The organism is Streptomyces sp. NBC_01428 (genome assembly GCF_036231965.1).
Lineage (GTDB): Bacteria > Actinomycetota > Actinomycetes > Streptomycetales > Streptomycetaceae > Streptomyces.
This window is the reverse complement of record NZ_CP109499.1, coordinates 9,048,456-9,071,533: the sequence shown is the minus strand read 5'-3', so window position 1 is coordinate 9,071,533 and position 23,078 is coordinate 9,048,456. Positions and strand designations below refer to the sequence as shown.

Genomic DNA, 23,078 nt, shown 5'->3' with positions numbered 1-23,078 from the left:
CCGGCGGCGATCGTTGAACCCAGGCGACCCGCGCCTTGGACGGCACGGGGATCGTCGGTTGAGGCCGGCGACACGGTGGGGTGGCCCGTCCCGGGTTCCGGGACGGGACGGGCCGGTGCTCGCCCAGGCCCTCAACTCCAGGACCGTGGGCGGGCGACCCCGGCGGTGTCAGCTCGTGGCCGCCGCCTTCGGCGAGTTCTGGTAGGCAGCCACCTGCCATTCCGTTTCCTGGCGGGTCAGGATCCACATGGCGATCGCGCTGCGGTCGGCCGGCACGTGTGTCTCGCCGGAGAAGAGGATGCTCGTCTCGCTGATGACGGCGGCGGCATCCTTGTTGAGGAAGCGGATGTCGAGCACCTTGTTGTTCGTGGTGGAGTCCTTGAGGTAGCTGGTGAAGCCGGCCTGCATGCTCTGCCGGATCTCCTCGCGGGAGGAGCGGTAGGACCCCGGCAGGATCACGCTCGCGTCCTCGGTGTAGTCGGCGACGAACGCGTCCGCGTCATAGGTGTCCCACGCGGCGTAGACGTTCTCGAGGACCTTGAGGATGGCGGTCTCGTCCGCGGTGTGCGTCCGGTTCGTGGTCATGGTTGCTCCTTGCTCGGTCGTACGCGTGCGGGTTGCCGCGGGCTGCGGCGCACCGGGAGCCGGTGCGGCTCCGCAGGTACATACCGGCGCCGGAGTCCCGGCTCATCGCGTACTCCGAACATTTTTTGAGGAGCGCGGGGTGCGCCCTCGCAGAAGCAGTCGGTTTGGTGTGGTCAGGCTTCGATGCGGGGGGCCAGACGGAAGGCTGCGAAGATCTCGGTGTCCTGGAAGACGGTGTTTCTGCTGATCCCGGAAGCGGTGACGGTGAACACCTGGAGTGTGTGGAGTTCGAAGGCGCCGCTGTCGCCGAGGCGGTAGGCGGCCATGCCGGGCTGGCCGTTCGCCGCGACATGGGTCAGGTGCCAGTTGGCGCCTGCCTCGGCGAAGACCCAGTCCATGAACTGCCCGTACTTCTCGGGTCCGGTGAACCAGTTGAGCATCGGCGGCATCTCCATGATGACGTCGTCGCTCAGCAGTTTCTTGAGCCCTTCGACGTCGGCGTCCTGGAACGCTTTCATGTAGCGGTCGACGAGGGCTCGTTGCTCTGCCTGGGAGGGTTCTGCAATCTGCTCCTCGAGGACGCCCGCCTCGTTCAGGCGAGCGCGTGCGCGTTGCAGGGCGCTGTTGACCGAGGCGACCGACGCGTCGAGGACGTCCGCTGCTTCGACGGCGGAGAAGGCGAGGACGTCGCGCAGGATCAGCGCGGCCCGTTGGCGTGCTGAGAGGTGTTGCAGGGCGGCGACGAAGGCGAGCCGTACGCTGCTGGGGTCGATGGCCGTGCCGGTGGGGCTTCCCAGGTGCAGCAGTGAGTCGGGGATCGGCTGGAGCCAGGTGGCTTCGCCTCCGTGGACCAGCGGGTCCGTGGGCAGGCGTTCGGTCACTGTTCCGGCGGGCAGCGGGCGGCGGCGCCGGGTTTCCAGGGCTGTCAGGCATGCGTTGGTGGCGATCCGGTGGAGCCAGGTCCGCAATGCGGCGCGGGACGGGTCGTAGGCGTCCCGGGCCCGCCAGGCTCGCAGATAGGTCTCCTGCACCAGGTCCTCGGCGTCGTGGACCGAGCCGAGGATGCGGTAGCAGTGAGCGAGCAGCTCCTGTCGGAATGGTTCGATCTGACGGTCGAAATCCACCACTGTGGCGCTCCCCCGCGGCCAGTCCCTCGTCCGTGTGCCGGGGACCCTACCGCAGGGGTCTTCGCGGGGGTTTTGGTGGCGTTGCCGGCGGGGTCGAGGGCGGGGCGTCCTCGTGTGTCGGGGGCGAGTGTCGGCCCGGTTTCGGGTTCTAGTGGACGGCTGTCGGGTGCCATTCGCGGTGGAGGAGGCCGAAGATCCAGGAGTCGGAGACGTCGCCGTTGACGACGCAGTCCTCGCGGAGGGTGCCTTCGCGGACGAAGCCGAGCTTGTCCAGGACCCGGGCGGAGGCCAGGTTGCGGGTGTCGGTCTCGGCCTGGACGCGGTTCAGGTCCAGGGCGTCGAACGCCCACCGCAGGACGGCGTGTGCGGTCTCGGTGGCGTAGCCGTGGCCCCATGCGGCGGTGTCGAAGACGTAGCCGAGGGATGCGCTGCGGAAGTCCGGGTTCCAGTTGGTCAGGCCGCACCAGCCGATGAACGCGCCGTCGGAGAGGCGGTCGACGGCCACCCGTGCTCCCGTGCCTTCCTCCTCGATCGTCCGGCATGTTGCGATGAAGCGCTGGGCGCGGGCCGGTTCGGTCCATGGCGGGGAGTCCCAGTAGCGCAGCACGTGGGCGTTGCTGTGGAGCGTGTAGAGCGGTGCCGTGTCGGCGTCGGTGAACGGCCGCAGTCGTAGGCGGGTGGTGTGCAGTTCGGGGGTGGGCAGTGTCATGCGGGGCATCCTGTCGCGTCGTGCTCGCCTCCGGCCATCGGTTTGTCCGGGCGGCCGGGGCGTGTACGTCTCCGGTGGCGCCGGGCGCGTCGTATGGGTGGGGAGTCCGCAGAGCCAGAGTCACGGTCTCCGTGACGGTTGCCTCCGGGGAGGGGACCGTGGCTTGGGTCGGTCAGTCCCTGTGGGGCATGGGGAAATCGCGTTCCAGGACAGAGCGCACTTCGGCGATCTCACGCTTCCATCGGTCACTCTTCAAGGTCTCGTCGTCCCAGATGGCTGCGGGAGCGCCGTCGGGGATGCAGTAGCCGTAGATCTTGTCTGCGACCTCGTCGGTGAAGAGGTTGTCGTAGTGGAATGAGCCTTCGAAGCCGAGCCACGCGATGCCTTCGGCTTTCGTTGAGGCTTTTTGCAGGCACTCTCGCAAGTAGGGGACGACGTCGCGGTCGATGTTGTCGAACGTGAGGTCGTACGACTGAACAATTCCTCGTTGTCCTTCGGGGTCCGGACCGAGCGGATACCGTTTCACGCGGTCCGGCCTCATTGCCGCAACCGTGAAATCGTCTTCTTGGAGCCAGGATTCAGATACCCCGAGTGTGAACAAAATGATGACGGCCGGGCCGCTCCAACTGACGGCTTCTTCGATTTCGTTCACAAGAGTTCTCAGGCCGCGAAGCCGACGTTGGTCACGTACTCGTACTGTCCCCATTGGGAGCCGAGGTCCACGATCTGGTCGATCCAGGCTTCGTCCAGGGCCTGGTCGTCGCCGTCGGCCCAGGCTCGGACGACGGCGTCCCAGTGACGGATGTTCAGGCTGCGGTATTCCACGATCCGTTGGCGCGGGCGGTCGACCTGGGACTGGTTCAGCGGGTGCAGTTCGACTCGGGTGCCGCGGCCTTCGCGGTTGAGGCGGCCTAGGAGATAGCGGGCGACGTTCTGCCGGCGCACCGTCCGGTAGGCGGTCTCGATGCGTTCCAGATTCTTCCTGGAGGGGAGGCGCTTCCCGTCGAGCCAGGCTTTGAGGGTGCGGTCGGTGACCGTGAGGCCTGCTGCGCGGGCGGCCGCGCGGGCGTGGTCGGTGCGGGTCAGGTAGTGCAGGCGGGCCAGCAGGCCCCGCTGTGCCGTGATCGGGGTGGCGATGTAGCCGGCGAGCTTGTCGAGTTGCCGGGCGACGGCTTCGAAGCCCTTGATGCCACGAGCACCGAATTGACCGAAATCGATGTTCCTTTCCGGCACCCTGCTCACTCCTGACTGATCGACGAACCTCCCCTATTCTAGCGGAGTTTGCTTGGAGATAAAGCCATTCCGGGCTGAATACCTGAATGGTTTTATGGGGTCATGTCTCGCGAGAGTTTATGGCCGGCGGGTGAAGGACGAATGGGCGGTGCCGCGTGGGCACCGTCGACGACAGCCTTCGCGATGGCCCGGAGTGTGTGGTGGTCCGCCGAGTTGTGGGCGGGGGCGGTCTCCGCGGCCGGCTAGGCGTGCCGCTCCCCCGTTCCGGCGGCGTCGGGGTGGGCCGCGGTGCGCAGGGCGTGTACGGCGGGTGCGTCGCGGTTGGCCGGAAGCCATGCCAGGCAGGAGACGGAGTTGCCGAGCTCGGGGGAATCCACGTAGGTGAGTCCGGGGCGCGGGTAGAGGCGGCGGGCGGCCGCCGGTAAGAACGTGATGGCTCGTTTCTGCAGGACCGCGAGCACCATGGCTTCGGTGTCGCGGACCACGGGGCCGTAGCGCACGCTGGTTCCGTCCGGGCGTGGGTTGATGGTGAGGTGGTCCCACCACTGGCGGGGCACTTCGGGGGGCATGTTCACCACGGCGCGGTCCGCGATCTGGGCGAGGGTGAGTTCGCTCTCGTGGGCCAGCGGGTCGTCCGCCGGGAGGCAGATCACGCGTGATTCCGTGGCGAGTTCGATGCTCTGGAAGCTGGCGGGCAGGGGGGCGCGCAGGAAGGCGGCGTCGACGGTGCCGTCGGCGAGGGCGTCGAACTGCTCGACGAAGTTCAGGTTGAGGACTTCGACCTCGAGGTGGGGGTGGCGGTTGCGCAGGCGGTCGAGGACGGTTCTCGCGTGGGGCATGGCCGCTTCCGCGCCGAGGGATCCGATGCGCAGTCTGCCGCGGACGGTGCCGGCGTGTGCGTCGCAGACCTGGAGCAGTTTCGCCATCGCGGCGAGTACTTCTGCGGCCTGTTCGGCCAGTGCGTGTCCTGCCGGGGTGAGGGTCAGGGTGCCGGTGCGGCGTTCCAGCAGGGAGAGGTCGAGGCGCTGTTCCAGGGCGCGCATCTGCTGGCTGAGGGCGGGCTGGGAGATGAACATGCGGGCGGCCGCCCGTCCGAAGTGGAGTTCTTCCGCCAGCACGAGGAACAGCCGTAACTGGTGCAGGCTCGGTTCTCGGGCGTCTCGGCGACGCGTGCCCCCGGCGACCATAGAGGGCAGGTTATCGAATCGCTGAGTGTTCCCTTCGGTTCTCGGCCGCTCCGATGTCCGGTGCTCGACCAGAATGGATCAAGGGGTCTGTTGTGCCGTGTGGTTGAGCGCGGTGGCCTCTGTCGTACGGCGAGCACCTCCCCTGCCGGTTGGGACGATATGGGGAGGCGTCATGCTCCGTCTGCATTTCACCGACGACGACTTGAGGAACGTGCGGGTGTCACGGGGGCCGGATCCCCTGTGGGAGATCGTGTGCAGCATCTGCCGATTACAGACGGGTGACGGGCGCGCGGAGTTCGGTGGGTGGCGGGAGGGGGCGCGGGAGAGGATTCGCCGCGACGAGAGGCTGCGGGTGGCGTTGTCGCCGTTGCGTGGTCTGGTGCCCAGCCGCGGTTATATTCCCGACCTTCTCACCCCCGACGCCTCCGGGGATCTGGGGGCGGGGTTGGATGCGGTCGGGGCGACGCCGGCGCGGGTGGTGGCGGAGCAGGTGGGGCGGCTGAACACGGCGCAGGCCGGGCTGCGGGGGCCGGGCGGGGGTCCGCGGGCGGACTCCGTCGATCTGAAGAGAGTCGTGCGGGCGCTTCGTACGTACTTCGATGTTGTGCTGAGGCCTCATCTGCCGCGTATGCGGGGGCAGGTGGGGGTCGATGTCGATCTGCGCTCGGGGGCGCTGCTCGCGGGTGGTGTGCAGGGGCTTCTGGAGAGTCTGGCGCCGTATGCGCGGTGGCGGGATCCGGTTCTCGAGGTGGACTATCCGGTGAGCCGTGACGTGTTGCTGGGGGGCCGGGGGCTGCTTCTCGTTCCCTCGTTCTTCTGCTGGCGGCGTCCGACCGCGCTGGCGGATCCGGATCTGACGCCCACTCTGGTGTATCCGGTGGCCAAGCCGGCCTGGCATCTGGCTCGGGACGGCGGGAGGGGTGCCTCGCGGCTGCTCGGCCGGACGCGTGCCGCGATCCTCCAGGTTCTTGCCGGCCGTGACAGTCGTGGGGGATGTACGTCGACGGACATTGCCCGTGTCGTGGGGATCGCGCAGTCGAGTCTCACGTATCAGATGAGTGCGTTGCGTGACGGGGGTCTGGTCAGTAGCCGCCGGTGCGGGAAGTACGTGGTCCACGCCGTCACGCCGCTTGGGTTGAGGATCCTGGACGGGGCGTGAGGGGTCCGTTTGCGCCGGATCGGGTGTGGGCGCGGCGGCGGTGGCTGAGCTCGCCTGCCGCCGCGTGGGCACTCCTGTCTGATGGTGTTCCGTCCCGGGCCGTGCTGGCCCTGCCTCCCGCTCCAGAGTCCTCAAGCCTCAGCCTGGCCCTGACAACGCTCTGGCGGGGCCGGGCTGGATGTTGAGCGGCCCCGCGGCCGCTCCTCTGCCGCAGCCCTGCGGAACACGGGTCGTACCGGAAGCAGATCCCGCAGCGGGGATGGACAGGAACAGCTCCTGTCCAGGAAAAGTCCCGGACAGGAGCTGCGATGAAGAGCGTGGTAGTGAAGGGCGGTCGCCTACGCGGCGAAAGGCTCCATGAGGCTTCAGCCGAACGATCTTCCTCATGGGCTATAGGTGAGGCCCGGGGACACTGTTCCCTCCACAACCACGCTCTCCACAACACAGACCGGCCTGCAGTCATTCCCGCCGCCGACAGGACCACACGGAGTCCGTATCCGCCGCTGCCGCGGCGCCCGGCTGGGACGGTCAAGCGGCGCGGCAGAGCATCGCCCGGGCGGCTGGTGCCGTGGTCGCGATGTCTGATGGCCGTCCAGGTGCGGGCGAAGGCGGCGGCCGTGGAGTCGGAGGACTGGGTGTGCCGGCGCCAGCTCGCGTGTTTGCCTGCGCAAGAGGTCCATCTGGCTTTCGTTCCTGGAGAGGGCCCGAGACCTCGGCAGGGCCCCATGCCCATAACAGTAACCAGGGCATGGGGCAGTCACAGGAGCTGTCGGACAGCTGATGCAGAGTTCCGCGGTGCTTACACGAAGACGGCGCTGATGTCGCCGCCGAAGTATCCGCTGCCGGCCCATGCCCAAGAGGTGTTCGGGGCGTTGACGATGTTTCCGCCGATCGTGGTGCAGCCCCCCGCGCTGCAGGCTGTGCCGACGACGTAGTAGCGGCCGGTGTTGCAGCTGACTCCGACGGATTTGCCGTCGGAGCTGCGGTAGGTGCTGCAGGTCGTGTTGGCCTGATGCGTTTGAGCGACCGCCGGGGTGGCCAGACCGATCGTGGCCGCGGAAGCGGCGGCGCACAGGGTTGCGACGAGACGTGTCCGGGTTTTCATGGTGGCTGCTGCCTTTCGTGGAGGGATTGCGTTGCGTCTGGTTCCTGTCAGCAGTTCTTGACCCAGTGCACCCAGTACCAGGGAGCGTCCGGGTCCTGGTCGAAGGCGCCCTTGTCGTGCCATTTCGAGACGCCGTAGTCGTCGAGGAAGTTCGCGACCGTGCCGGTGGACTGGTTGTTGATCCAGGAACCGTTCTCCAGCCACGGAATGCGGAAGTTGTAGCAGGCCCACATGTTGATCCTGTCGCCCGTGTACCAGGTGCCCTTCCACGCGCACATGGTGTTGCCCGGGCAGAGCTCGGATGCGGGCTTGTTGGGCGCGTTCACTGTCCGGGCGGTCTCCTGGCCCGGCAGGCTCAGCAGGATCTCCCCGCTGTCGCCGAGGCGGATCTTGTTCACGGCCACCTGGGTGCCGCCCGTCTGCGCGAGATAGACGTCCACGCGCTGCTGCAGTCCGTGTGCCTCAGCGGTGGTCAGACCCAGGCTCTTCGCCTGGCGGGTGAACTCGTCCGGGGCGGCTGTGCTTGCCGCGGTGGCCGCTCCTGTACCGGTCGCGAGCACACAGAGCCCCACAGCAAAGACCGCGATCGCAGCACGCTTCGCCCCGTTTCGCATGAACATGGTCCGCCACCTCCAGAGAACGTCGCAGCGGGTCGGTCGGTCCCGCCGCCCAGAACACTCTCCGCATGCGGGGCCGTCGGCCGCCATGCTTTCGAGGCTCGTCGAAGTGACGACGCCTCGTGACGCTGCTCGAGCAGAGCCGACCGCGCTACGCCCCTCCAGCTCGCGGACGGGGACCACTTGGGCCCGTGACACGATCCCCTCGCCCACCGGACAAGGCTCCAGCCGACACCGCGGCCAAAGCCGGCACCCGCCGCATACACGTTCCCCCGGGATCGCCGGAGTCCGGCCGGCGATCCGGATCCGCACCCGGGGCCCGTGAGGTCAGGCGGCCTGGCAGAGCCGGGCCGGGCCGGCCGGTACGGCCGTGAGGGTATCGGCCGGACCCGGACGGGTTCGATGGCCGCCGACGGGGCCGGGGGTCGCGGCCCGCGCGTGCCCGCGGGCGAAGACGACCAGGCGCAGGACCGTGAAGCGGGCGAGGCCGGCGAGTGCCGAGGCGGTGAGGTAGACGCTCTGCTCGAGCATCGCGCCGGGGGCGGCAACCAGTTGGTGCAGGACGAACGTGGCCGTGCAGGTGAGGGCGAAGGCGGCGGCCGCGGAGCCGGCGGACTGCAGGTGCTGGCGTCCTGTCGCGCGGGTGCCGGCTCCGAAGGAGAAGCGGGCGTGCAGGTCGGTGGCCAGGAGGGTGGACAGGGCGGTGACGAGGGCGTTGGCCAGGCCCCAGGGGATCTGGCTGGCGAGGGCGGCCACGGTGAGGCTGGAGGCGAGTCCTACGGTGCCGCCGAGGAGGGTGAAGCGGGCGAAGGCGGTGATGGCGCCGGGTGCGGCCTGCTGCCGGTTGTGCGTTGTCTTCATGGTCCGGCCCCCTTCGCCGTTGGTCTGCGGAGCGTGTGTTCGCCGGCCTGTGGGGCCCGACGGTTCATTGTTTCTGATGACACAAACGCTACGTTGCATTCATTGTTTTGGCAACGCATTTATTGCCCATGACCTGAGTCATAGCAGGTGGTTGCCGCATTTTCGTTGCAATGATTCCAGCCGTAACGCAACGTCGCTCTGCGGTGTCATTGCAATGGAGCGGCTGTGAATGCTACGCCGGGATCCGGATCGCCCTGCCGGGCCCGTGGCGGGCGGCCCTCGCATGGGCAGGGCGGCGCACTCCGACGGGTGTCGGGGTGCGCCGCCCTGGGGTGGAACGGGTTCGCGGTGTCTGCCTGGCTACTTGGGATCCGCGTTGTACTGGGACTGCGACCAGCGCCAGCCGAGCACGCTCAGGGCCGCGCACCAGAGCAGGGCGATCCACCAGTTGTTGCCGATCTCCGTGCCCAGCAGGAGGCCGCGCAGGGTTTCGATGGCCGGGGTGAAGGGCTGGTAGTGGGCGATCGGCTGGAACCAGCCGGGCATCGAGTCCAGGGGGACGAAGGCGCTGGAGATCAGCGGCAGGAGGATCAGCGGCATGGCGTTGTTGCTGGCCGCTTCGGCGTTGGGGCTGCCGAGGCCCATGCCGACGGCGATCCAGGTGAAGGCGAGGGCGAAGAAGGCGAGGAGGCCGAGGGCGGCGAGCCATTCCAGCACGCCTGCATCGGTGGAGCGGAAGCCCATGGCCACGCCTACGGCGCCGACGAGGATGACGCTGAGGATGGCCTGCAGGACGCTTCCGACGACGTGGCCGAACAGGACGGAGCCGCGGTGGATGGCCATGGTGCGGAAGCGGGCGATGATGCCCTCGTTCATGTCGGTGGCGACCGAGACGGCGGTGCCGACGACGGTGGAGCCGATCGTCATGAGCAGGATGCCGGGGACGATGTAGGCGATGTAGGCGGAGCGGCCGGCGCCGCCGCTCATGGTGTTGCCGAAGATGTAGACGAACAGCAGGAGCAGCATCACGGGGGTGAGCAGCAGGTTGAGGGTGAGGGAGGGGTAGCGGCGGGCGTGGAGGAGGTTGCGGCGCAGCATGGTGGAGGAGTCGCGCACGGCGAGGGAGAGGGAGCTCATCGGACGGTCTCCTTGGGCTGGGCGGGCTGGGTGGGGAGGGTGGTGTTGCCGGTGAGGGCGAAGAAGACGTCGTCCAGGTCGGGTGTGTGGACGGTGAGTTCGTCGGCTTCGATGCCGGCGGTGTCGAGGCGGTCGAGGATGGTGCGCAGTTCGCGCTGGCTGCCGTCGCTGGGGAGTTGGAGGGCGAGGGCTTCGTCGTCGCGGGCGCTGTCGGTGAGGGTGAGGGCGGCTCTCTGGTAGGCGGTGGGGTCGGTGAAGCGCAGGCGGATGTGTCCGCCGGGGATGAGGCGCTTGAGTTCCTCGGCCGTGCCCTCGGCGGCGATCCTCCCGTCGTTCAGGACGGCGATGCGGTCGGCGAGTTCGTCGGCCTCCTCCAGGTACTGCGTGGTGAGGAAGACCGTGGTCCCGCCGGTGACGAGCTCCCGGATGATCTGCCACATGTTGTGCCGCGAGCGCGGGTCCAGACCGGTGGTCGGCTCGTCGAGGAAGATGATCCGCGGGCTGCCCACCAGCGTCATCGCGATGTCCAGACGCCGCTTCATACCGCCCGAGTAGGTCGACGCCGGCTTCCCCGCCGCCTCCACCAGGTCGAAACGCTCCAGGAGTTCGGCCGCCACCCGCCGGCCCTGCGCCTTCGGCAGATGGTGCAGGTCGGCCATCAGGAGCATGTTCTCCTCCCCCGTGATCAGCCCGTCCACCGCCGAGAACTGCCCCGTCACACCGATGACGGCACGCGCTGCCTGCGCGTCAGAGGCCAGGTCGTGACCGCCCACCTGGATCTGCCCGGAACCCGCGTCGGGCGTGATGAGCGTCGAGAGGATCTTCACCGCCGTCGTCTTGCCGGCACCGTTCGGACCCAGCAGGGAGAACACGGTCCCCTCCGGAACCGTCAGGTCGACACCGTCGAGTACGACCTTGTCACCGTAGGACTTGCGCAACCCGTGCGCCGCGATGGCCAGGTTGGTCATGAGGGGGACTCCTTTGAGGCTGCGGGTGGTGAGGGTGTCGTGGGGGCGTCGGGGGTCAGTTGCTGGTGGCGGTGATGTCGCCCTGGGCGGTGGTGGCCCGGATGGTGAGGGCGGGGGCGTGGCCGGTGTTCTTCAGGGCGTTGCTGATGCGGCCGTGGGTGGTGCCGGCGTCGAGGGTGGCGGAGACGCCGGGGGTGGCGCCGATGGTGATGTCGCCGGCTTGGGTGCGCAGGGTGACGGTGCCGCCGGTGGCCTCGGTGACGGTGAGGTCGCCTTTTTGGGTGCTGATGTCGGCGGGTCCGCCGAGGCGGCCCACGGTGATGTCGCCTGCCATGAGGGTCAGGTGGGCGCCGGCGGTCTCGTCGAGTTTGAGGGTGCCCTGGGCGCCTTCGAAGGTGACGTCGCCGAGGCGGCCCACGCCGCGGAAGTCGGCGGCGGCGGTCTTGGCCTCGACGCGGGAGCCGACGGGGAGCTGGATCGTGATCTCGACGGACCCCGAACCGGTGCCGAGGATGCGGTTCTTGGCCGGTGCGGCCTCGATGCGCAGGACACCGTCGCCGTAGACGACCGTGACCTGCTCAGCCGCCTTCACGTCCCGGCTCTTGGCCGCATTCGCCGGCAGGACCTCCACCGTGGCGTCTCCCCGGTCCGCGGCGATGACCTGGATCCGGCCCGCCGGAATGTCGATGACGGCCGAGATGGGGGCGGGCGTGTCGAACTTCTGCATCGTGCTCTCCTTCTCGTGCACCGCGCGCCCCTACGGCGCCCGCGCTTTCCGATGAGGGAAACGCTACGTTGCATTCACGGTTCTGACAACACTGTTGTTGCGCAAGTTGACGTTAACTCCTGGTAGATGCGCGAAAGTTGTTGCAATGGTCTCGCGCATAACGCAACGTCCCGGTACGGAGTTTGTTGCAATGATTGGGGGTGAACGCTATCCATGGACGGCCTGGCGCCGGCAGCGCGGCGGCGGCCGGTGGTGCCGGCAGCGGCCACGACGCCACCGGCCGGTGGCCGGTGGCGTCGTGGCGTTGTCCGGTCGCGTGCTCCTGCCGGTCCGGGACCCAAGGGCCGTGGCTCAGCGGATGAGTTCGCGTTCGCGCCTGGGGCTACGGGACGACGGGAGCGGGCCGGCGGGGCCGTGACCGAGTTGCGCGCCCTCGACGTCCAGGTTGGGCAGCAGTCGGTCGAGCCACTTCGGCAGCCACCAGGCCTTGGTGCCCAACAGGGCGAACAGGGCCGGGACGATGGCCATGCGGACGACGAAGGCGTCGAAGAGCACCGCGGAGGCCAGCGCGAAGCCCATCATCTTGACGAGGTCGTTGTCCTCGGCGATGAAGCCGGAGAAGACGCTGATCATGATGATGGCGGCGGCCGAGACGACGCGGCCGCCGTAGCGGAAGCCGGTGACGACGGCCTCGGCGGGGGTGGCGCCGTGGGTGTAGGCCTCGCGCATGCGGCTGACGAGGAACACCTCGTAGTCCATGGCGAGTCCGAAGACCACGCCGATCATGAGGATGGGCATGGTGCTCACGATGGGGCCGGGCTGGTCGATGCCGAACAGGCCGGCGAGGTGGCCCTGCTGGAAGACCGCGACGACCGCGCCGAGCGCCGCGCCGACCGACAGCAGGAACCCCAGAGCCGCCTTGAACGGGACCAGGAGCGAGCGGAAGACCACCATCAGGAGCAGGAAGGCCAGGCCCACGACGAGGGCGAGGTAGGGCAGCAGCGCCTTGTCCAGGGTGTGGGAGAAGTCGATGATCAGGGCCGTCTGACCGGTGATCAGGATCTCGGAGCCGGTGTCCTTCTCCAGGGCGCCGGCGCTGCCGCGCAGGGAGCGGACCAGGTCCTCGGTCGCGGCCTTGCCCGGGCCGCTGGCGGGGATGACGTTGAAGAGGGCGGTGTCGCCCGCCGGGTTGACGGTGGGCGGGGCGACGGAGGCGACGCCGTCCTGTGCGGCGAAGCGCTGGGCGACCCGCTCGGCCACGGCGGCGGCCTTCGGGGCTTCGACGGTCACGGTGAGCGGGCCGTTGAAGCCGTCGCCGAAGGACGCCGAGAGCATGTCGTAGGCCTTGCGCTGGGTGGTGTCGGTGGCCATCGTGCCCTCGCCGGGCAGGCCCAGGCGCAGGTCGGCGGCGGGCACGGCCAGCGCGCCCAGGCCCACGACGCCGACCAGCAGGACGGCGACCGGGTGGCGCAGGACGTAACCGGCCCAGCGTGCACCGAGGTTGGGGTGGCGCCGGGCCTGCTCGGCCGCCCGCTTGGCCGCCTTGCGCTGCTTTCGGGGTGAGAGGGGCTTGCTGCGGAACGCCGCGCGGTCGCGGCGGCGCAGGACGCGGATCGGGGCGAAGGCGAGCAGGGCGGGGACCAGGGTGGTGGCGATGAGGACGGCCACGGCGACGGTGCCGGCGGCGGCCAGGCCCATCTTGGTCAGGACCGGGATGTTCACCACGCTCAGGCCGGCGAGCGCGACGATGACGGTGAGGCCGGCGAAGACGACGGCGGAGCCTGCGGTGCCGACCGCCCGTCCGGCGGCCTCCTGGCGGTCGTGGCCCTCCAGTTTCTCCGAGCGGTAGCGGGAGACGACGAACAGCGCGTAGTCGATGCCGACCGCCAGGCCCAGCATCATCGCCAGGTTGGAGGTGGTCGCGGACAGGCCGAGTGTGCTGCCCAGGGCGGTGATGGCGCTGATGCCGATGCCGACACCGATGACGGCGGTCAGCAGCGGCATGCCGGCGGCGATCAGGGAACCGAAGGTGAGCAGCAGGACGAGGGCGGAGATCAGGACGCCGATCTTCTCGCCGACGCCGCTCATGGCGGTGTCGACCTTCACCGCGTCACCGCCGGCCTCCACGGTCAGGCCCGCGCTCCGGCCCGAACGCAGGCTCTTGTCCAGCGCGTCGTGCTGGGCGTCGGTGAGTTCGGTGCCGCTCGCCTTGTAGGTGGCGACCGCGTAGGCGGTGGTGCCGTCCTTGCTGACCGCGCCGGTGGTGAACGGGTCGGTGACCCGGGTGACGCCCGGGTTGTCGCCGAGGTCGCCGACGAGGTCGGCGACCGACTTCTTGTTGGCGGTCCCGGTGATCCGCTCCCCTTCGGGGCGCGGACCACGACCCGGGCGCTCGCGCCTTCGGCGCCGGCGGCCGGGAACTTCTCCTCCAGCAGGTCGAAGGCCTTCTGCGACTCGGTGCCCGGCATGGAGAAGGTGTCGGCGGGAGGCGCGGGTGCCGAGGAGGCCGCGAATCCCGCTCCGAAGAGAACCAGCAGCCACAGCAGTACCGTCAGGCCTCGCCTGCGGAACGCGAATCGGCCCAGTCTGTAGAGCAACGTCGCCATGGTGGGGGGCTCCCGTCGGGATCGGATGGCACCAAGACCCGCGCAGGTTAACAAACCGCAGTGGCGGTTTACTTACGTCGGCGGTGATTCTCCGCCACTCCCGGGACGGCCCTCGAGCGTGCCTCCGGCGGCTCTCGAGCGGGCCTCGCGGCACGGCGGAACACGGGCCCCCGCACACCCCCGCACCCCGCGGTGCGCCATCCCTCCCCCGGCCGCGCCCGGCACACGCCTGAGGCGCACACCTGGGGCACCGGGACAGCCTGCCGGAGCGCGCTCGAAGCCTGGTCGAGTCCCGCTCGCCCCCAACGGGAGCCCCGGGTAGGCCTGTTCGGCGGTCTGGGGCACGCCCGTTCGGAGGCCTCGGGCGCGCCCGTTCGGCGGCGCCGGTGGTCCGCGCCGGTGGCGGCGGCAGCGCCGCACGAAGGACGTCCGGATCCGGGCGTCCGACGCGGTACCCGGCGTGCGTCCACGCCGGGCGGGTAGGCGAGGTGTTGATCAGGCCGGCGGTGTCCTGCCGCCCGAAGGGCGCACGCGCGCGGTCCAGGTTCCCTCGTCCATCGCTCAACTATGGCTGTACGGGAGGCGGTTAGCCTTCCGATCATGGCCCGCTCGGCTCCGGGCCGCCGCGCCGGGACGCTCCGACGGGAGGAAGGGCCGGGTCTGCCCGCCTCCCCACACGACAAGGACTGCGTTTGTGAAAGTTCATCACCTGAACTGCGGCACCATGCATCCGCCCGGCGCGCGCCTGGTGTGTCATGTGCTGCTCCTCGAGACCGCCGGCGGTCTGGTCCTCGTCGACTCCGGGTACGGGCTCGACGACATCGCCGATCCCGGGCGCCGGGTGGGGCCGTCCCGGCGTTTCGTGCGGCCCGTGTTCGACGTCGAGGAGACGGCCGTACGGCAGGTCGAGAGGCTCGGGTTCCGCCGCGAGGACGTCCGCCACATCGTGCTGACGCATTTCGACTCCGACCACATCGGGGGGCTGGCCGACTTCCCCGACGCGCAGGTCCACCTCACCGCCGACGAGGCGAGCGGCTCCGTCCACTCCCCCACCTGGCGGGAGCGGATCCGCTACCGGCGGCCGCAGTGGGAGCACGGCGTGAAGCTCGTCGAGCACCGTCCCGACGGTGAGCGGTGGCGCGGTTTCGCGGCGGCGCGTGAACTCGACGCGATCGCGCCCGGGATCGTGCTGATCGCCCTGCCCGGGCACAGCCGGGGGCACGCCGCCGTCGCCGTCGAGTCGGACAGCGGGTGGCTGCTGCACGCCGGGGACGCCTTCTACCATCTGGGCGTCCTGGACCGGCGCTCCCCCGTCCCGCGCACGCTCAGCGGCATGGAGTCCTTCATCGCGTACGACATCAAGCAGGTGCGCGACAACCATGCGCGGCTCGCGGAGCTGTACGAGCGCGGGGAGCCCGATCTGCTCATCGTCAACGCCCACGACCCCGTGCTGTTCGAGCAGGCCCTCGCGCGCGTCTAGCGGGACCGGCGGGGCGGGCCGGCTGCGGGGTCCGTGGCGGGCGGCGGGGCGGGCGCCGGTGTGCGGGGCCGTGGCTTCGGGGTCTGCCGCACGGTCAGTTGTGCCCGGCGTACGTCGCCGGAGAGGAGGCCGACGACGGCGGCGCTCGCGCTGATGCCCGCGCCGATGAGGAACATCGGGGTCACTCCGACCGCGCCGGCCGCCAGTCCGAACAGGGGGAAGACGAGCGGGGCGAGGCCGACGTGGGACAGGGCCAGGACGCCGGCGACGCGGCCCTGGTAGGCGGCGGCCGTGTTGTGCTGGATCAGGGCGATGGACAGGCCTCCGCACACGCCGCCCACCAGTCCGGCGAAGCCGGCGACCGTCGCCGCGCCGGCCACCGTCGGCAGCAGACCGATGGCGCCGATCGCCGCGGAGGCGACGACGAGCGTGCCGACCTGGACCGTTCCGGCGCGCCGGATCCGTCCCATCAGGGACAGGCCCACGGCTCCCAGCCCGGCCCCGACCGCGAACGCGCCGAGGATCCAGCCGATCGAGGAAGCCCCGAAGCCCCGCTCCCCCGCCAGGAGGAACACTCCCACCTGCAGCGGCGCCATGAACCCGATCTCGCTCAGCGCGGTGGCGAGCACGAGCGGTCCCACCAGGCGGTGGCGGCGGATGTAGCGCAGTCCGTCGGCCAGGTCCTGCCAGGGGGTGCCGGGTTCGGCCGCGCCCGGGTCTACCGGCAGGGGCGCGATGCGCACGCCGGCCAGGAGGAGGAGGGAGAACGCGAACAGCACCCCGGCCGTCGCGAAGGCGGCCTCGCCGTGGTGGGCGAGGGCGAACCCGGCCAGGGGCGGGCCCACCGCCTTGCCGATCCGGATCGCCAACTGCCGCATGCCGACGAGGCGGACGACCTCGTCGGGGGCGGTGAGCCGCGGGGGCAGCGCGCCCACCGCCGGCATGAACAGGGCGTCCACCACCCCGAAGACCAGCGCCACCACCACCAGCAGCCAGATCCTGGGTGTGCCGAGCCACAGCACGGCGGCGAGCGCGAGGATCACCGCGGCCCGCAGGGCGTCGGAACCGATGACGACCTTGCGCGGATCGAACCGGTCGGCCACCACACCGCCGAGGAGCATCAGCAGCGCCCTGGGGACGGCACCCACCGCCAGCACCAGGCCGACCTGGGCGGGTCCGGCGAACTGCGCGGCCGCCCAGCCCAGCGCGAGGAAGTAGACGCTGTCGCCCACGATGGACGCGAAGTAGGCGGTCAGCCAGCGCAGCACGTTCGTGTCGCGGTGCGCGGGCCGGGCCGGCCGTGCCGGGCTCCGCCCGGACGCGCCGGGTCCCTCGGACGCGGCGCCGGAGGCATCCGGAGGCGTGCACCTGCCCTTGTCTGCAAGGGCGTTGGACGGGGAGGGAGTGTACGGCTGTTGCAGGCGGGGCTCCGGCTCCGCAGCCGGCGTGGTGGCCGTGCGCGGCGCCGGGCGGGTGCCCGTCCGGTGCGGGGGACCCGCCTCCGGGACGAGGGTGGCGGCGCGGGGCCCGGGGCCGGTGGGCGGGGCGGAGCCGCCGGACCTCGGGAACCCGGCTCTGGCGGCATCGGCATCGGTCACAGCCGGGATCCTCACCTCAATCTCCATACGGGACAAGGGATTCCGGTACGTCCTGGGCCAGGGCTCCACCGGCGTTCCGGCGGAAGCCTCCCCGCCGGACGCGCGTCGGACCGGCGGAGCCGGCGGGTCCCGCGGCCGGATCGCGGCTCAGCCGGTTTCGTCCGGTGTCGTCTCGGGCTTGGTGTAGAGGACCTCGCGGGCCTGTTCCGCGGCGCGGGCGAGGCTCTCGGAGACGTAGTCGAGGAAGCGGGCGATGTTCTCCAGGCGGTTGCCGGCCGGGGTGCCGTGGCCCAGGACGCCGACGCCCTGGCGTGCGGTCTCCACGATCTGGGCGGTGGAGCGGGCGCTGGCCATCATGGACTGGTACCAGACGTCGTCGTCGACGACGTAGCGCTCGCGGCGGCGTTCGTCGCGCTCCCTGCGGACCAGGCCCTGGCTCTCCAGGAACGCGATGGCCTTGGAGATGGACGCCGGGCTGACCTGGAGGCGCTGGACGAGTTCGGCGGCGGTGAGGCTGCCGGAGTCGGTCAGGGTGAGGCAGGCCATCACGCGGGCCATCATCGTGGGCGCGCCCGAGGCCATGAAGACGGTGGTGAGCACCTCTTCGTACTCGCGTACGGCCTGTTCGTGGCGGCCTTGCGGCTGGGGTGTCCTCGCATCCCGGGGGGTGGCCTGCTTGCGGCGGTGGGCGCGGTGTTCGGTGGCCCGGTGGGCGAGGTCGGCGCGGTAGGAGGTGGGGCCGCCGTTGCGCATCACCTCGCGCGTGATGGTGGAGGTCGGGCGGTCCAGGCTTCGGGCGATCTCGGCGTAGGCGAGGCCGTCGGCCAGTCCCAGCGCGATCTGCTGGCGTTCCTGCTGGGTGAGCCTGCCTCCCGGCATCGCGGTCTCCTTCGTCGTGCATGGCGCGTGTTGTCGGGACTATAGCGTTCACATCCAATTCATTGCAACAACAGAAGTCGCGAGTGTTGCGTTAGATATTGAACCATTGCAACAATTTCCGCTCTGCCAGCTGCAGTTATGTGCATGTCGCGCAACGACCCTGTTGCCCGATCAGTGAATGCAACGTAGCTTTTCTGTCATCAGAAACCGCGGGCCGCTGGGGCGCGCGATGCAGGAGAAGGAGAGCACGATGCAGAAGTTCGACTCCCCCGCCCCGATCTCCGCCGTTCTCGACATCCCGGCCGGCCGGGTCCGCCTGGTCGCCGCGGACCGCGCCGACACCGGCGTCGACGTCGTGCCCGCCGACGCCTCCAGGGGCGCCGACGTGAAGGCGGCCGAGCAGATCACCGTCGCCTACGCCGACGGCGTCCTGCGCATCGAGACCCCGCAGGCCAACAGCCGCCTCCTGGGTGCCGGTTCCGGGGCCGTCGAGGTCACCGTCCAGCTCCCCGCCGGCTCCCGCGTCGAGGCGAGGACCGCCGCCGCCGAGATCAGCGGCACCGGACGCCTCGGCGACGTCACCCTCGAATCCGCCCAGGGCACCATCACCCTCGACGAGACCGCGAGCGCCCGCCTCACCCTCGCCGCCGGTGACATCACCGTGCGCCGGGTCGGCGGTTCCGCCGAGATCAGCACCCAGAAGGGCGACCTGACCATCACCGAAGCCGTGCACGGCACCGTCACCCTGCGCACCGAGGCCGGCCACATCACCGTCGGCGCCGCCCACGGCGTCTCCGCCACCCTGGACGCCGGCACCGGATACGGCCGCGTCGACAACGCCCTGAACAACTCCGAGGGCTCCGCCGCAGGCCTCGCCATCCACGCCACCACCGGCTACGGCGACATCACCGCCCGCAGCAACTGAACGGCAGGGGCCCTCGGCGGGCACCCGCCGCAGATCCCCCGGCCCTCATCCGCCGCACGGCAGTCAACGGGCATCCGCCGGGAGACGGATGCCCCACACCTCGCGCAGTGCGTCGCACACCTCGCCGACGGTGGCGCGGGCGCGCAGGGCTTCCCTCATCGGGCGCAGGACGTCGCCGTCGCCCGCCGCCGCCTTCTTCAGCCTGGTGAGTGCGGCGTCCACGTCCCGTTGTTCGCGCCAGGCACGGAGTTTGGCGATGCGTTCGCCCTGCCGCACCGCGGCAGCGGGGTCGGCGGGCGCCGGCCCCTCGGGCCTCTCCCCGTCGAAGGTGACGGAGCCGGTCAGGGGCACGACGTACGCGCCGGGGCCGGTCTCCCGGACCACCCGGCAAGCATCGGCGGCCCACTGCGGAAGCTCGGTACGGCAGTACCGGACGAGGTCCGCGGCCAGCCGCGCGGACGGGCCCGGCGGGAAGATGCGGTCGCCGTCCGGCACGCACTCCCCCGCCCCGCCGTCGTGGAACGTGCCGGACAGCCGGCCGGCCGCCGCTCCCTGCTCCTCGGCGACCAGCTGGTACAGAAGAAGAAGCGGCGCGGCGCACGCGCCGCAGCGCATCGAGGTGACGACTTCCTCCAGCGGGATCCCGGCGAACAGCACCCGCATGTCGTCGATCGAGTCGATCGCCACCCCCGCCCGGCCGACCTCACCGCGCGCCGCCGGCGCGTCGGAGTCGTGCCCCGCGCGGGTCGGCACGTCGAACACCACGGACAGATCCCTCACGCCGGCCGCGATCAGCTTCCTGTGGCGGGCGTTGCACTCGGCCGCGGTGCCGGAAGCGGTGGACGACCACCAGGTGGGCGCACGGTCCGCGCCCGGGTCCGGGTCCGGCGGGTGCACGACACGGGTCGGCGGGTGCGCGGCCGGCTCGCCGAGCCACTGATCCGCCTCCCCTAACCCGAGACGCCGGCCCGCCTCCCCCGGACCCCGGCCGCCCCGCTCCCCCGTCCGCCGGGCCGGGTTGAAGGGCTCGAGAGCCCGCGGACCGTACGCCGGCTCGGTGGGCGGTCGTGGCGCGCCTGTTGCGGTGTGCTCCATGCCATCCCGTTTCTCGGTGCCGCCTCGCGACGGGATCCGGGGTCAGCCGACGACGGTCCAGGTGTCTCCTCCGGCCAGCAGTGCGCCGAGGTCTCCCTTGCCGTTCTGCTCGATGGCCGCGTCGAGCTGGTCGGTCATCTGCGTGTCGTAGACGGGGCGTTCGACGCTGCGGAAGACCCCGATGGGGGTGTGGTGCAGCGTGTCGGGGTCGGCGAGGCGGGACAGGGCGAACGCTGTGGTCGGGGACGCGGTGTGGGCGTCGTGGACCAGGATCCGGTGCCGGGTCTCGTCCGTCACCGGGACCACGACCAGGTCGCCGGTGGCGGGGTCGCGGACGACGCCCTTGGAGTGGTCGGTGCCGAAGGTGATGGGCCGGCCGTGTTCGAGGCGGATGACGGCTTCCTCGGCCTGTTGTTTGTCCTTGAGGACCTCGAAGGCGCCGTCGTTGAAGATGTTGCAGTTCTGGTAGATCTCCACCAGCGCGGTGCCCGGGTGGGCGGCGGCCTGGCGCAGGACGTCGGTGAGGTGCTTGCGGTCGGAGTCGACCGTGCGGGCCACGAACGAGGCCTCCGCGCCGATCGCCAGGGACACCGGGTTGAACGGGGCGTCCAGCGAGCCCATCGGCGTCGACTTGGTGATCTTCCCGACCTCCGAGGTCGGCGAGTACTGGCCCTTGGTCAGACCGTAGATCCGGTTGTTGAACAGCAGGATCTTCAGGTTCACGTTGCGGCGCAGGGCGTGGATGAGGTGGTTGCCGCCGATGGACAGCGCGTCGCCGTCACCGGTGACGACCCACACGGACAAATCCCGCCGCGAGGAGGCCAGACCGGTGGCGATCGCGGGGGCACGCCCGTGGATCGAGTGCATCCCGTAGGTGTTCATGTAGTACGGGAACCGCGAGGAGCAGCCGATCCCGGAGACGAAGACGATGTTCTCCTTCGCCAGCCCCAGCTCCGGCATGAAACCCTGCACGGCCGCCAGGATCGCGTAGTCACCGCAGCCCGGGCACCAGCGCACTTCCTGATCCGACTTGAAGTCCTTCGCCGTCAGCGGTACTTCGGGCCTGGGAATGAGGGTCAGGGCCTCAGCGGGCATCGATGGTCTCCTTCAGCGCGGCGGCGAGCTGCTCGGCCTTGAACGGCATGCCGTTGACCTGGGTGTAGGAGCGGGCGTCCACCAGGTAGGTGGCGCGGATCAGGGTGGCGAGCTGGCCGAGGTTCATCTCGGGGATCACCACCTTGTCGTAGGAGCGAAGGACGTCGCCGAGGTTGCGGGGGAAGGGGTTGAGGTGGCGCAGGTGGGCCTGCGCGATGTGCTCACCGGCCGCGCGGAGCCTGCGGACGGCGGCGGTGACGGGCCCGTACGTCGAGCCCCAGCCCAGGACGAGGGTGGTCGCTTCGCCGGTGAGGTCGTCGACATCGAGGTCGGGGACGTCGATCCCGTCGACTTTGGCCTGGCGGGTGCGGACCATGAACTCGTGGTTGGCGGGGTCGTAGGAGATGTTCCCGCTGCCGTCCTGCTTCTCGATCCCGCCGATCCGGTGCTCGAGCCCCGGCGTTCCAGGCACCGCCCAGGGACGGGCGAGGGTGTGCGGGTCGCGCTTGTAGGGCCAGAAGACTTCCGTGCCGTCGTCCAGGGTGTGGTTGGGGTGCTGGGCGAACTGGACGCGCAGATCGGGGAGTTCGTCCGCCTCGGGGACGCGCCACGGCTCGCTGCCGTTGGCGAGGTAGCCGTCGGAGAGGAGGAAGACCGGGGTGCGGTAGGTGACGGCGATCCGGGCCGCCTCGATGGCCGCGTCGAAGCAGTCCGCGGGGGTGCGCGGGGCGACGATCGGGACCGGGGCTTCGCCGTTGCGGCCGTACATCGCCTGCAACAGGTCGGCCTGCTCCGTCTTGGTCGGCAGACCCGTGGACGGGCCACCGCGCTGGATGTCGATGACCAGCAGCGGCAGTTCGAGCGAGACGGCGAGCCCGATGGTCTCCGACTTCAGCGCCACACCCGGCCCCGACGTCGTCGTGACCGCCAGCGAACCACCGAACGCGGCCCCCAACGCCGCCCCGATCCCCGCGATCTCGTCCTCCGCCTGGAACGTGCGCACACCGAAGTTCTTGTGCCGGCTCAGCTCATGCAGGATGTCCGACGCCGGAGTGATCGGATACGAACCCAGATACAACGGCAGATCCGCCTGCCGCGACGCCGCGACCAGACCGTACGACAGCGCAAGATTCCCCGAGATGTTGCGGTACGTACCCGTCGGGAACGTCTGCGCCGCCGGAGCCACCTCGTAGGAGACCGCGAAATCCTCCGTCGTCTCCCCGAAATTCCAACCAGCCCTGAAAGCCGCCAGGTTCGCCGCCGCGATCTGAGGCTTCTTCGCGAACTTCGTCGCCAGGAACTTCTCCGTACCCTCCGTCGGCCGGTTGTACATCCACGACAACAGTCCCAGCGCGAACATGTTCTTGCTCCGCTCGGCCTCCTTGCGCGAGAGGTCGAACTCCTTCAGCGCCTCCACCGTCATCGTCGTCAACGGCACCGGATGAACGCTGTAACCATCCAGCGAACCGTCCTCCAGCGGACTGGCCGCATACCCGACCTTCTGCATCGCCCGCTTCGTGAACTCGTCCGTGTTCACGATGATCTCCGCACCCCGCGGCACATCCGCCATGTTCGCCTTCAACGCCGCCGGATTCATCGCCACCAGCACATTCGGCGCGTCACCCGGGGTGAGGATGTCGTGGTCGGCGAAATGCAGTTGGAAGCTCGACACACCGGGGAGAGTGCCTGCGGGGGCCCGGATCTCGGCCGGGAAATTCGGCAGCGTCGAGAGGTCGTTGCCGAACGAGGCCGTCTCCGAAGTGAAACGGTCACCGGTGAGCTGCATCCCGTCGCCCGAGTCGCCGGCGAAGCGGATGACGACCCGGTCCAGGCGCCGGACTTCCTTGTCGTACACCCCTGTCGTGGCGGGGGCGGTGGTGTGCACGGACATACGTGTGTCGGCTCCTGTCGGTGCTGGTCCGGCGGGTGCGGGCACGTCGGCGGACACGGGATGCGGTGCAGGGTCGTACGTCTGCGTCGAGATT

The 23,078-nt window shown here is 70.1% G+C and carries 20 protein-coding genes and 1 pseudogene; 3 read left to right on the top strand and 18 right to left on the bottom strand.

Translation table 11 applies throughout. The features are described from left to right. Nucleotides 1-168: 168 nt before the first annotated feature. The 6 genes from OG406_RS39345 to OG406_RS39320 all read right to left on the bottom strand — a co-directional run bounded on the left by OG406_RS39345 (nt 169) and on the right by OG406_RS39320 (nt 4,841). Nucleotides 169-585, bottom strand: a complete 417-nt coding sequence (locus OG406_RS39345; RefSeq protein WP_329183005.1) for an SgcJ/EcaC family oxidoreductase — start codon at nt 583-585, stop codon at nt 169-171. Between the two features lie 173 nt (nt 586-758). Continuing rightward, entirely contained in the window at nt 759-1,712 is a 954-nt protein-coding gene (locus OG406_RS39340) for an RNA polymerase subunit sigma-70 (RefSeq protein WP_329183006.1), read from the bottom strand. Between the two features lie 148 nt (nt 1,713-1,860). Beyond that, nucleotides 1,861-2,421, bottom strand: coding sequence for a GNAT family N-acetyltransferase (locus OG406_RS39335; protein WP_329183007.1), 561 nt, complete (start codon nt 2,419-2,421; stop codon nt 1,861-1,863). Between the two features lie 172 nt (nt 2,422-2,593). After that, on the bottom strand, nt 2,594-3,073 hold the full coding sequence (locus tag OG406_RS39330; RefSeq protein WP_329183010.1) for a hypothetical protein: 480 nt from the start codon (nt 3,071-3,073) through the stop codon (nt 2,594-2,596). A gap of 8 nt (nt 3,074-3,081) precedes the next feature. Beyond that, nucleotides 3,082-3,654, bottom strand: a complete 573-nt coding sequence (locus tag OG406_RS39325; protein ID WP_326840951.1) for a transcriptional regulator — start codon at nt 3,652-3,654, stop codon at nt 3,082-3,084. A 242-nt stretch (nt 3,655-3,896) separates the two neighbouring features. After that, a complete protein-coding gene (locus tag OG406_RS39320) occupies nt 3,897-4,841 on the bottom strand; it encodes a LysR family transcriptional regulator (protein WP_329183013.1) in 945 nt (314 codons plus the stop codon). Between the two features lie 172 nt (nt 4,842-5,013). On the opposite strand from OG406_RS39320, the gene OG406_RS39315 reads away from it, so the two are divergent. Then, the gene (locus tag OG406_RS39315) at nt 5,014-6,000 is read left to right on the top strand and encodes an ArsR/SmtB family transcription factor (RefSeq protein WP_329183015.1); all 987 of its coding nucleotides are present in this window, start codon (nt 5,014-5,016) and stop codon (nt 5,998-6,000) included. Between the two features lie 799 nt (nt 6,001-6,799). Here the strand turns inward: OG406_RS39315 and OG406_RS39310 are convergent. From OG406_RS39310 to OG406_RS39280, 7 genes and pseudogenes are all read right to left on the bottom strand, one after another. Further along, nucleotides 6,800-7,105, bottom strand: a complete 306-nt coding sequence (locus tag OG406_RS39310; protein ID WP_329183017.1) for a hypothetical protein — start codon at nt 7,103-7,105, stop codon at nt 6,800-6,802. Nucleotides 7,106-7,152: 47 nt separating this feature from the next. Next, entirely contained in the window at nt 7,153-7,725 is a 573-nt protein-coding gene (locus OG406_RS39305) for a hypothetical protein (protein WP_329183019.1), read from the bottom strand. Nucleotides 7,726-8,049: 324 nt separating this feature from the next. Further along, nucleotides 8,050-8,583, bottom strand: coding sequence for a hypothetical protein (locus tag OG406_RS39300; RefSeq protein ID WP_329183021.1), 534 nt, complete (start codon nt 8,581-8,583; stop codon nt 8,050-8,052). 360 nt (nt 8,584-8,943) lie between these two features. Next, nucleotides 8,944-9,720, bottom strand: a complete 777-nt coding sequence (locus OG406_RS39295; protein WP_164370981.1) for an ABC transporter permease — start codon at nt 9,718-9,720, stop codon at nt 8,944-8,946. Beyond that, entirely contained in the window at nt 9,717-10,688 is a 972-nt protein-coding gene (locus OG406_RS39290; RefSeq protein ID WP_329183026.1) for an ATP-binding cassette domain-containing protein, read from the bottom strand. The genes OG406_RS39295 and OG406_RS39290 overlap by 4 nt, the downstream gene beginning before the upstream one ends. A 55-nt stretch (nt 10,689-10,743) precedes the next feature. Further along, nucleotides 10,744-11,415, bottom strand: coding sequence for a DUF4097 family beta strand repeat-containing protein (locus tag OG406_RS39285; protein ID WP_329183027.1), 672 nt, complete (start codon nt 11,413-11,415; stop codon nt 10,744-10,746). Between the two features lie 351 nt (nt 11,416-11,766). Further along, nucleotides 11,767-14,021, bottom strand: a pseudogene (locus OG406_RS39280) (MMPL family transporter). Nucleotides 14,022-14,715: 694 nt separating this feature from the next. Between OG406_RS39280 and OG406_RS39275 the strand changes: the two are divergent. Continuing rightward, nucleotides 14,716-15,501 (top strand): MBL fold metallo-hydrolase, encoded by a 786-nt coding sequence (locus OG406_RS39275; RefSeq protein ID WP_329183030.1) that lies wholly within the window; start codon nt 14,716-14,718, stop codon nt 15,499-15,501. On the opposite strand, the gene OG406_RS39270 is transcribed toward OG406_RS39275, so the two are convergent. Both OG406_RS39270 and OG406_RS39265 read right to left on the bottom strand, forming a co-directional pair. Beyond that, nucleotides 15,498-16,769 carry an MFS transporter gene (locus tag OG406_RS39270; RefSeq protein ID WP_387112539.1) on the bottom strand — a complete coding sequence of 424 codons (1,272 nt, stop codon included), beginning with the start codon at nt 16,767-16,769 and terminating at the stop codon, nt 15,498-15,500. The two genes, OG406_RS39275 and OG406_RS39270, sit on opposite strands and share 4 nt — an antisense overlap. Nucleotides 16,770-17,246: 477 nt before the next feature. Next, on the bottom strand, nt 17,247-17,978 hold the full coding sequence (locus OG406_RS39265) for a helix-turn-helix domain-containing protein (protein ID WP_164370976.1): 732 nt from the start codon (nt 17,976-17,978) through the stop codon (nt 17,247-17,249). Between the two features lie 250 nt (nt 17,979-18,228). Here OG406_RS39265 and OG406_RS39260 point away from each other — a divergent pair, with 250 nt between their 5' ends. Next, on the top strand, nt 18,229-18,903 hold the full coding sequence (locus OG406_RS39260) for a DUF4097 family beta strand repeat-containing protein (RefSeq protein ID WP_329183033.1): 675 nt from the start codon (nt 18,229-18,231) through the stop codon (nt 18,901-18,903). A gap of 63 nt (nt 18,904-18,966) precedes the next feature. On the opposite strand, the gene OG406_RS39255 is transcribed toward OG406_RS39260, so the two are convergent. The 3 genes from OG406_RS39255 to OG406_RS39245 all read right to left on the bottom strand — a co-directional run bounded on the left by OG406_RS39255 (nt 18,967) and on the right by OG406_RS39245 (nt 22,984). After that, on the bottom strand, nt 18,967-19,698 hold the full coding sequence (locus OG406_RS39255; RefSeq protein ID WP_438829460.1) for a methylmalonyl-CoA mutase family protein: 732 nt from the start codon (nt 19,696-19,698) through the stop codon (nt 18,967-18,969). Nucleotides 19,699-20,040: 342 nt separating this feature from the next. Further along, nucleotides 20,041-21,093: a 2-oxoacid:ferredoxin oxidoreductase subunit beta gene (locus OG406_RS39250; protein ID WP_329183037.1), complete on the bottom strand. Its 1,053-nt coding sequence runs from the start codon at nt 21,091-21,093 to the stop codon at nt 20,041-20,043. Next, the gene (locus OG406_RS39245; protein WP_329183038.1) at nt 21,083-22,984 is read right to left on the bottom strand and encodes a 2-oxoacid:acceptor oxidoreductase subunit alpha; all 1,902 of its coding nucleotides are present in this window, start codon (nt 22,982-22,984) and stop codon (nt 21,083-21,085) included. Before OG406_RS39245 ends, OG406_RS39250 begins: the two co-directional genes overlap by 11 nt. Nucleotides 22,985-23,078 lie beyond the last annotated feature (94 nt).

Bases quoted from the DNA above. Each gene is read 5' to 3' on its own strand.
- OG406_RS39250 (WP_329183037.1), bottom strand. From the start codon at position 21,093: ATGCCCGCTGAGGCCCTGACCCTCATTCCCAGGCCCGAAGTACCGCTG.
- OG406_RS39245 (WP_329183038.1), bottom strand. From the start codon at position 22,984: ATGTCCGTGCACACCACCGCCCCCGCCACGACAGGGGTGTACGACAAG.
- OG406_RS39265 (WP_164370976.1), bottom strand. From the start codon at position 17,978: ATGCCGGGAGGCAGGCTCACCCAGCAGGAACGCCAGCAGATCGCGCTG.
- OG406_RS39300 (WP_329183021.1), bottom strand. From the start codon at position 8,583: ATGAAGACAACGCACAACCGGCAGCAGGCCGCACCCGGCGCCATCACC.
- OG406_RS39290 (WP_329183026.1), bottom strand. From the start codon at position 10,688: ATGACCAACCTGGCCATCGCGGCGCACGGGTTGCGCAAGTCCTACGGT.
- OG406_RS39260 (WP_329183033.1), top strand. From the start codon at position 18,229: ATGCAGAAGTTCGACTCCCCCGCCCCGATCTCCGCCGTTCTCGACATC.
- OG406_RS39320 (WP_329183013.1), bottom strand. From the start codon at position 4,841: ATGGTCGCCGGGGGCACGCGTCGCCGAGACGCCCGAGAACCGAGCCTG.
- OG406_RS39335 (WP_329183007.1), bottom strand. From the start codon at position 2,421: ATGACACTGCCCACCCCCGAACTGCACACCACCCGCCTACGACTGCGG.
- OG406_RS39315 (WP_329183015.1), top strand. From the start codon at position 5,014: ATGCTCCGTCTGCATTTCACCGACGACGACTTGAGGAACGTGCGGGTG.
- OG406_RS39295 (WP_164370981.1), bottom strand. From the start codon at position 9,720: ATGAGCTCCCTCTCCCTCGCCGTGCGCGACTCCTCCACCATGCTGCGC.
- OG406_RS39345 (WP_329183005.1), bottom strand. From the start codon at position 585: ATGACCACGAACCGGACGCACACCGCGGACGAGACCGCCATCCTCAAG.
- OG406_RS39310 (WP_329183017.1), bottom strand. From the start codon at position 7,105: ATGAAAACCCGGACACGTCTCGTCGCAACCCTGTGCGCCGCCGCTTCC.
- OG406_RS39305 (WP_329183019.1), bottom strand. From the start codon at position 7,725: ATGTTCATGCGAAACGGGGCGAAGCGTGCTGCGATCGCGGTCTTTGCT.
- OG406_RS39285 (WP_329183027.1), bottom strand. From the start codon at position 11,415: ATGCAGAAGTTCGACACGCCCGCCCCCATCTCGGCCGTCATCGACATT.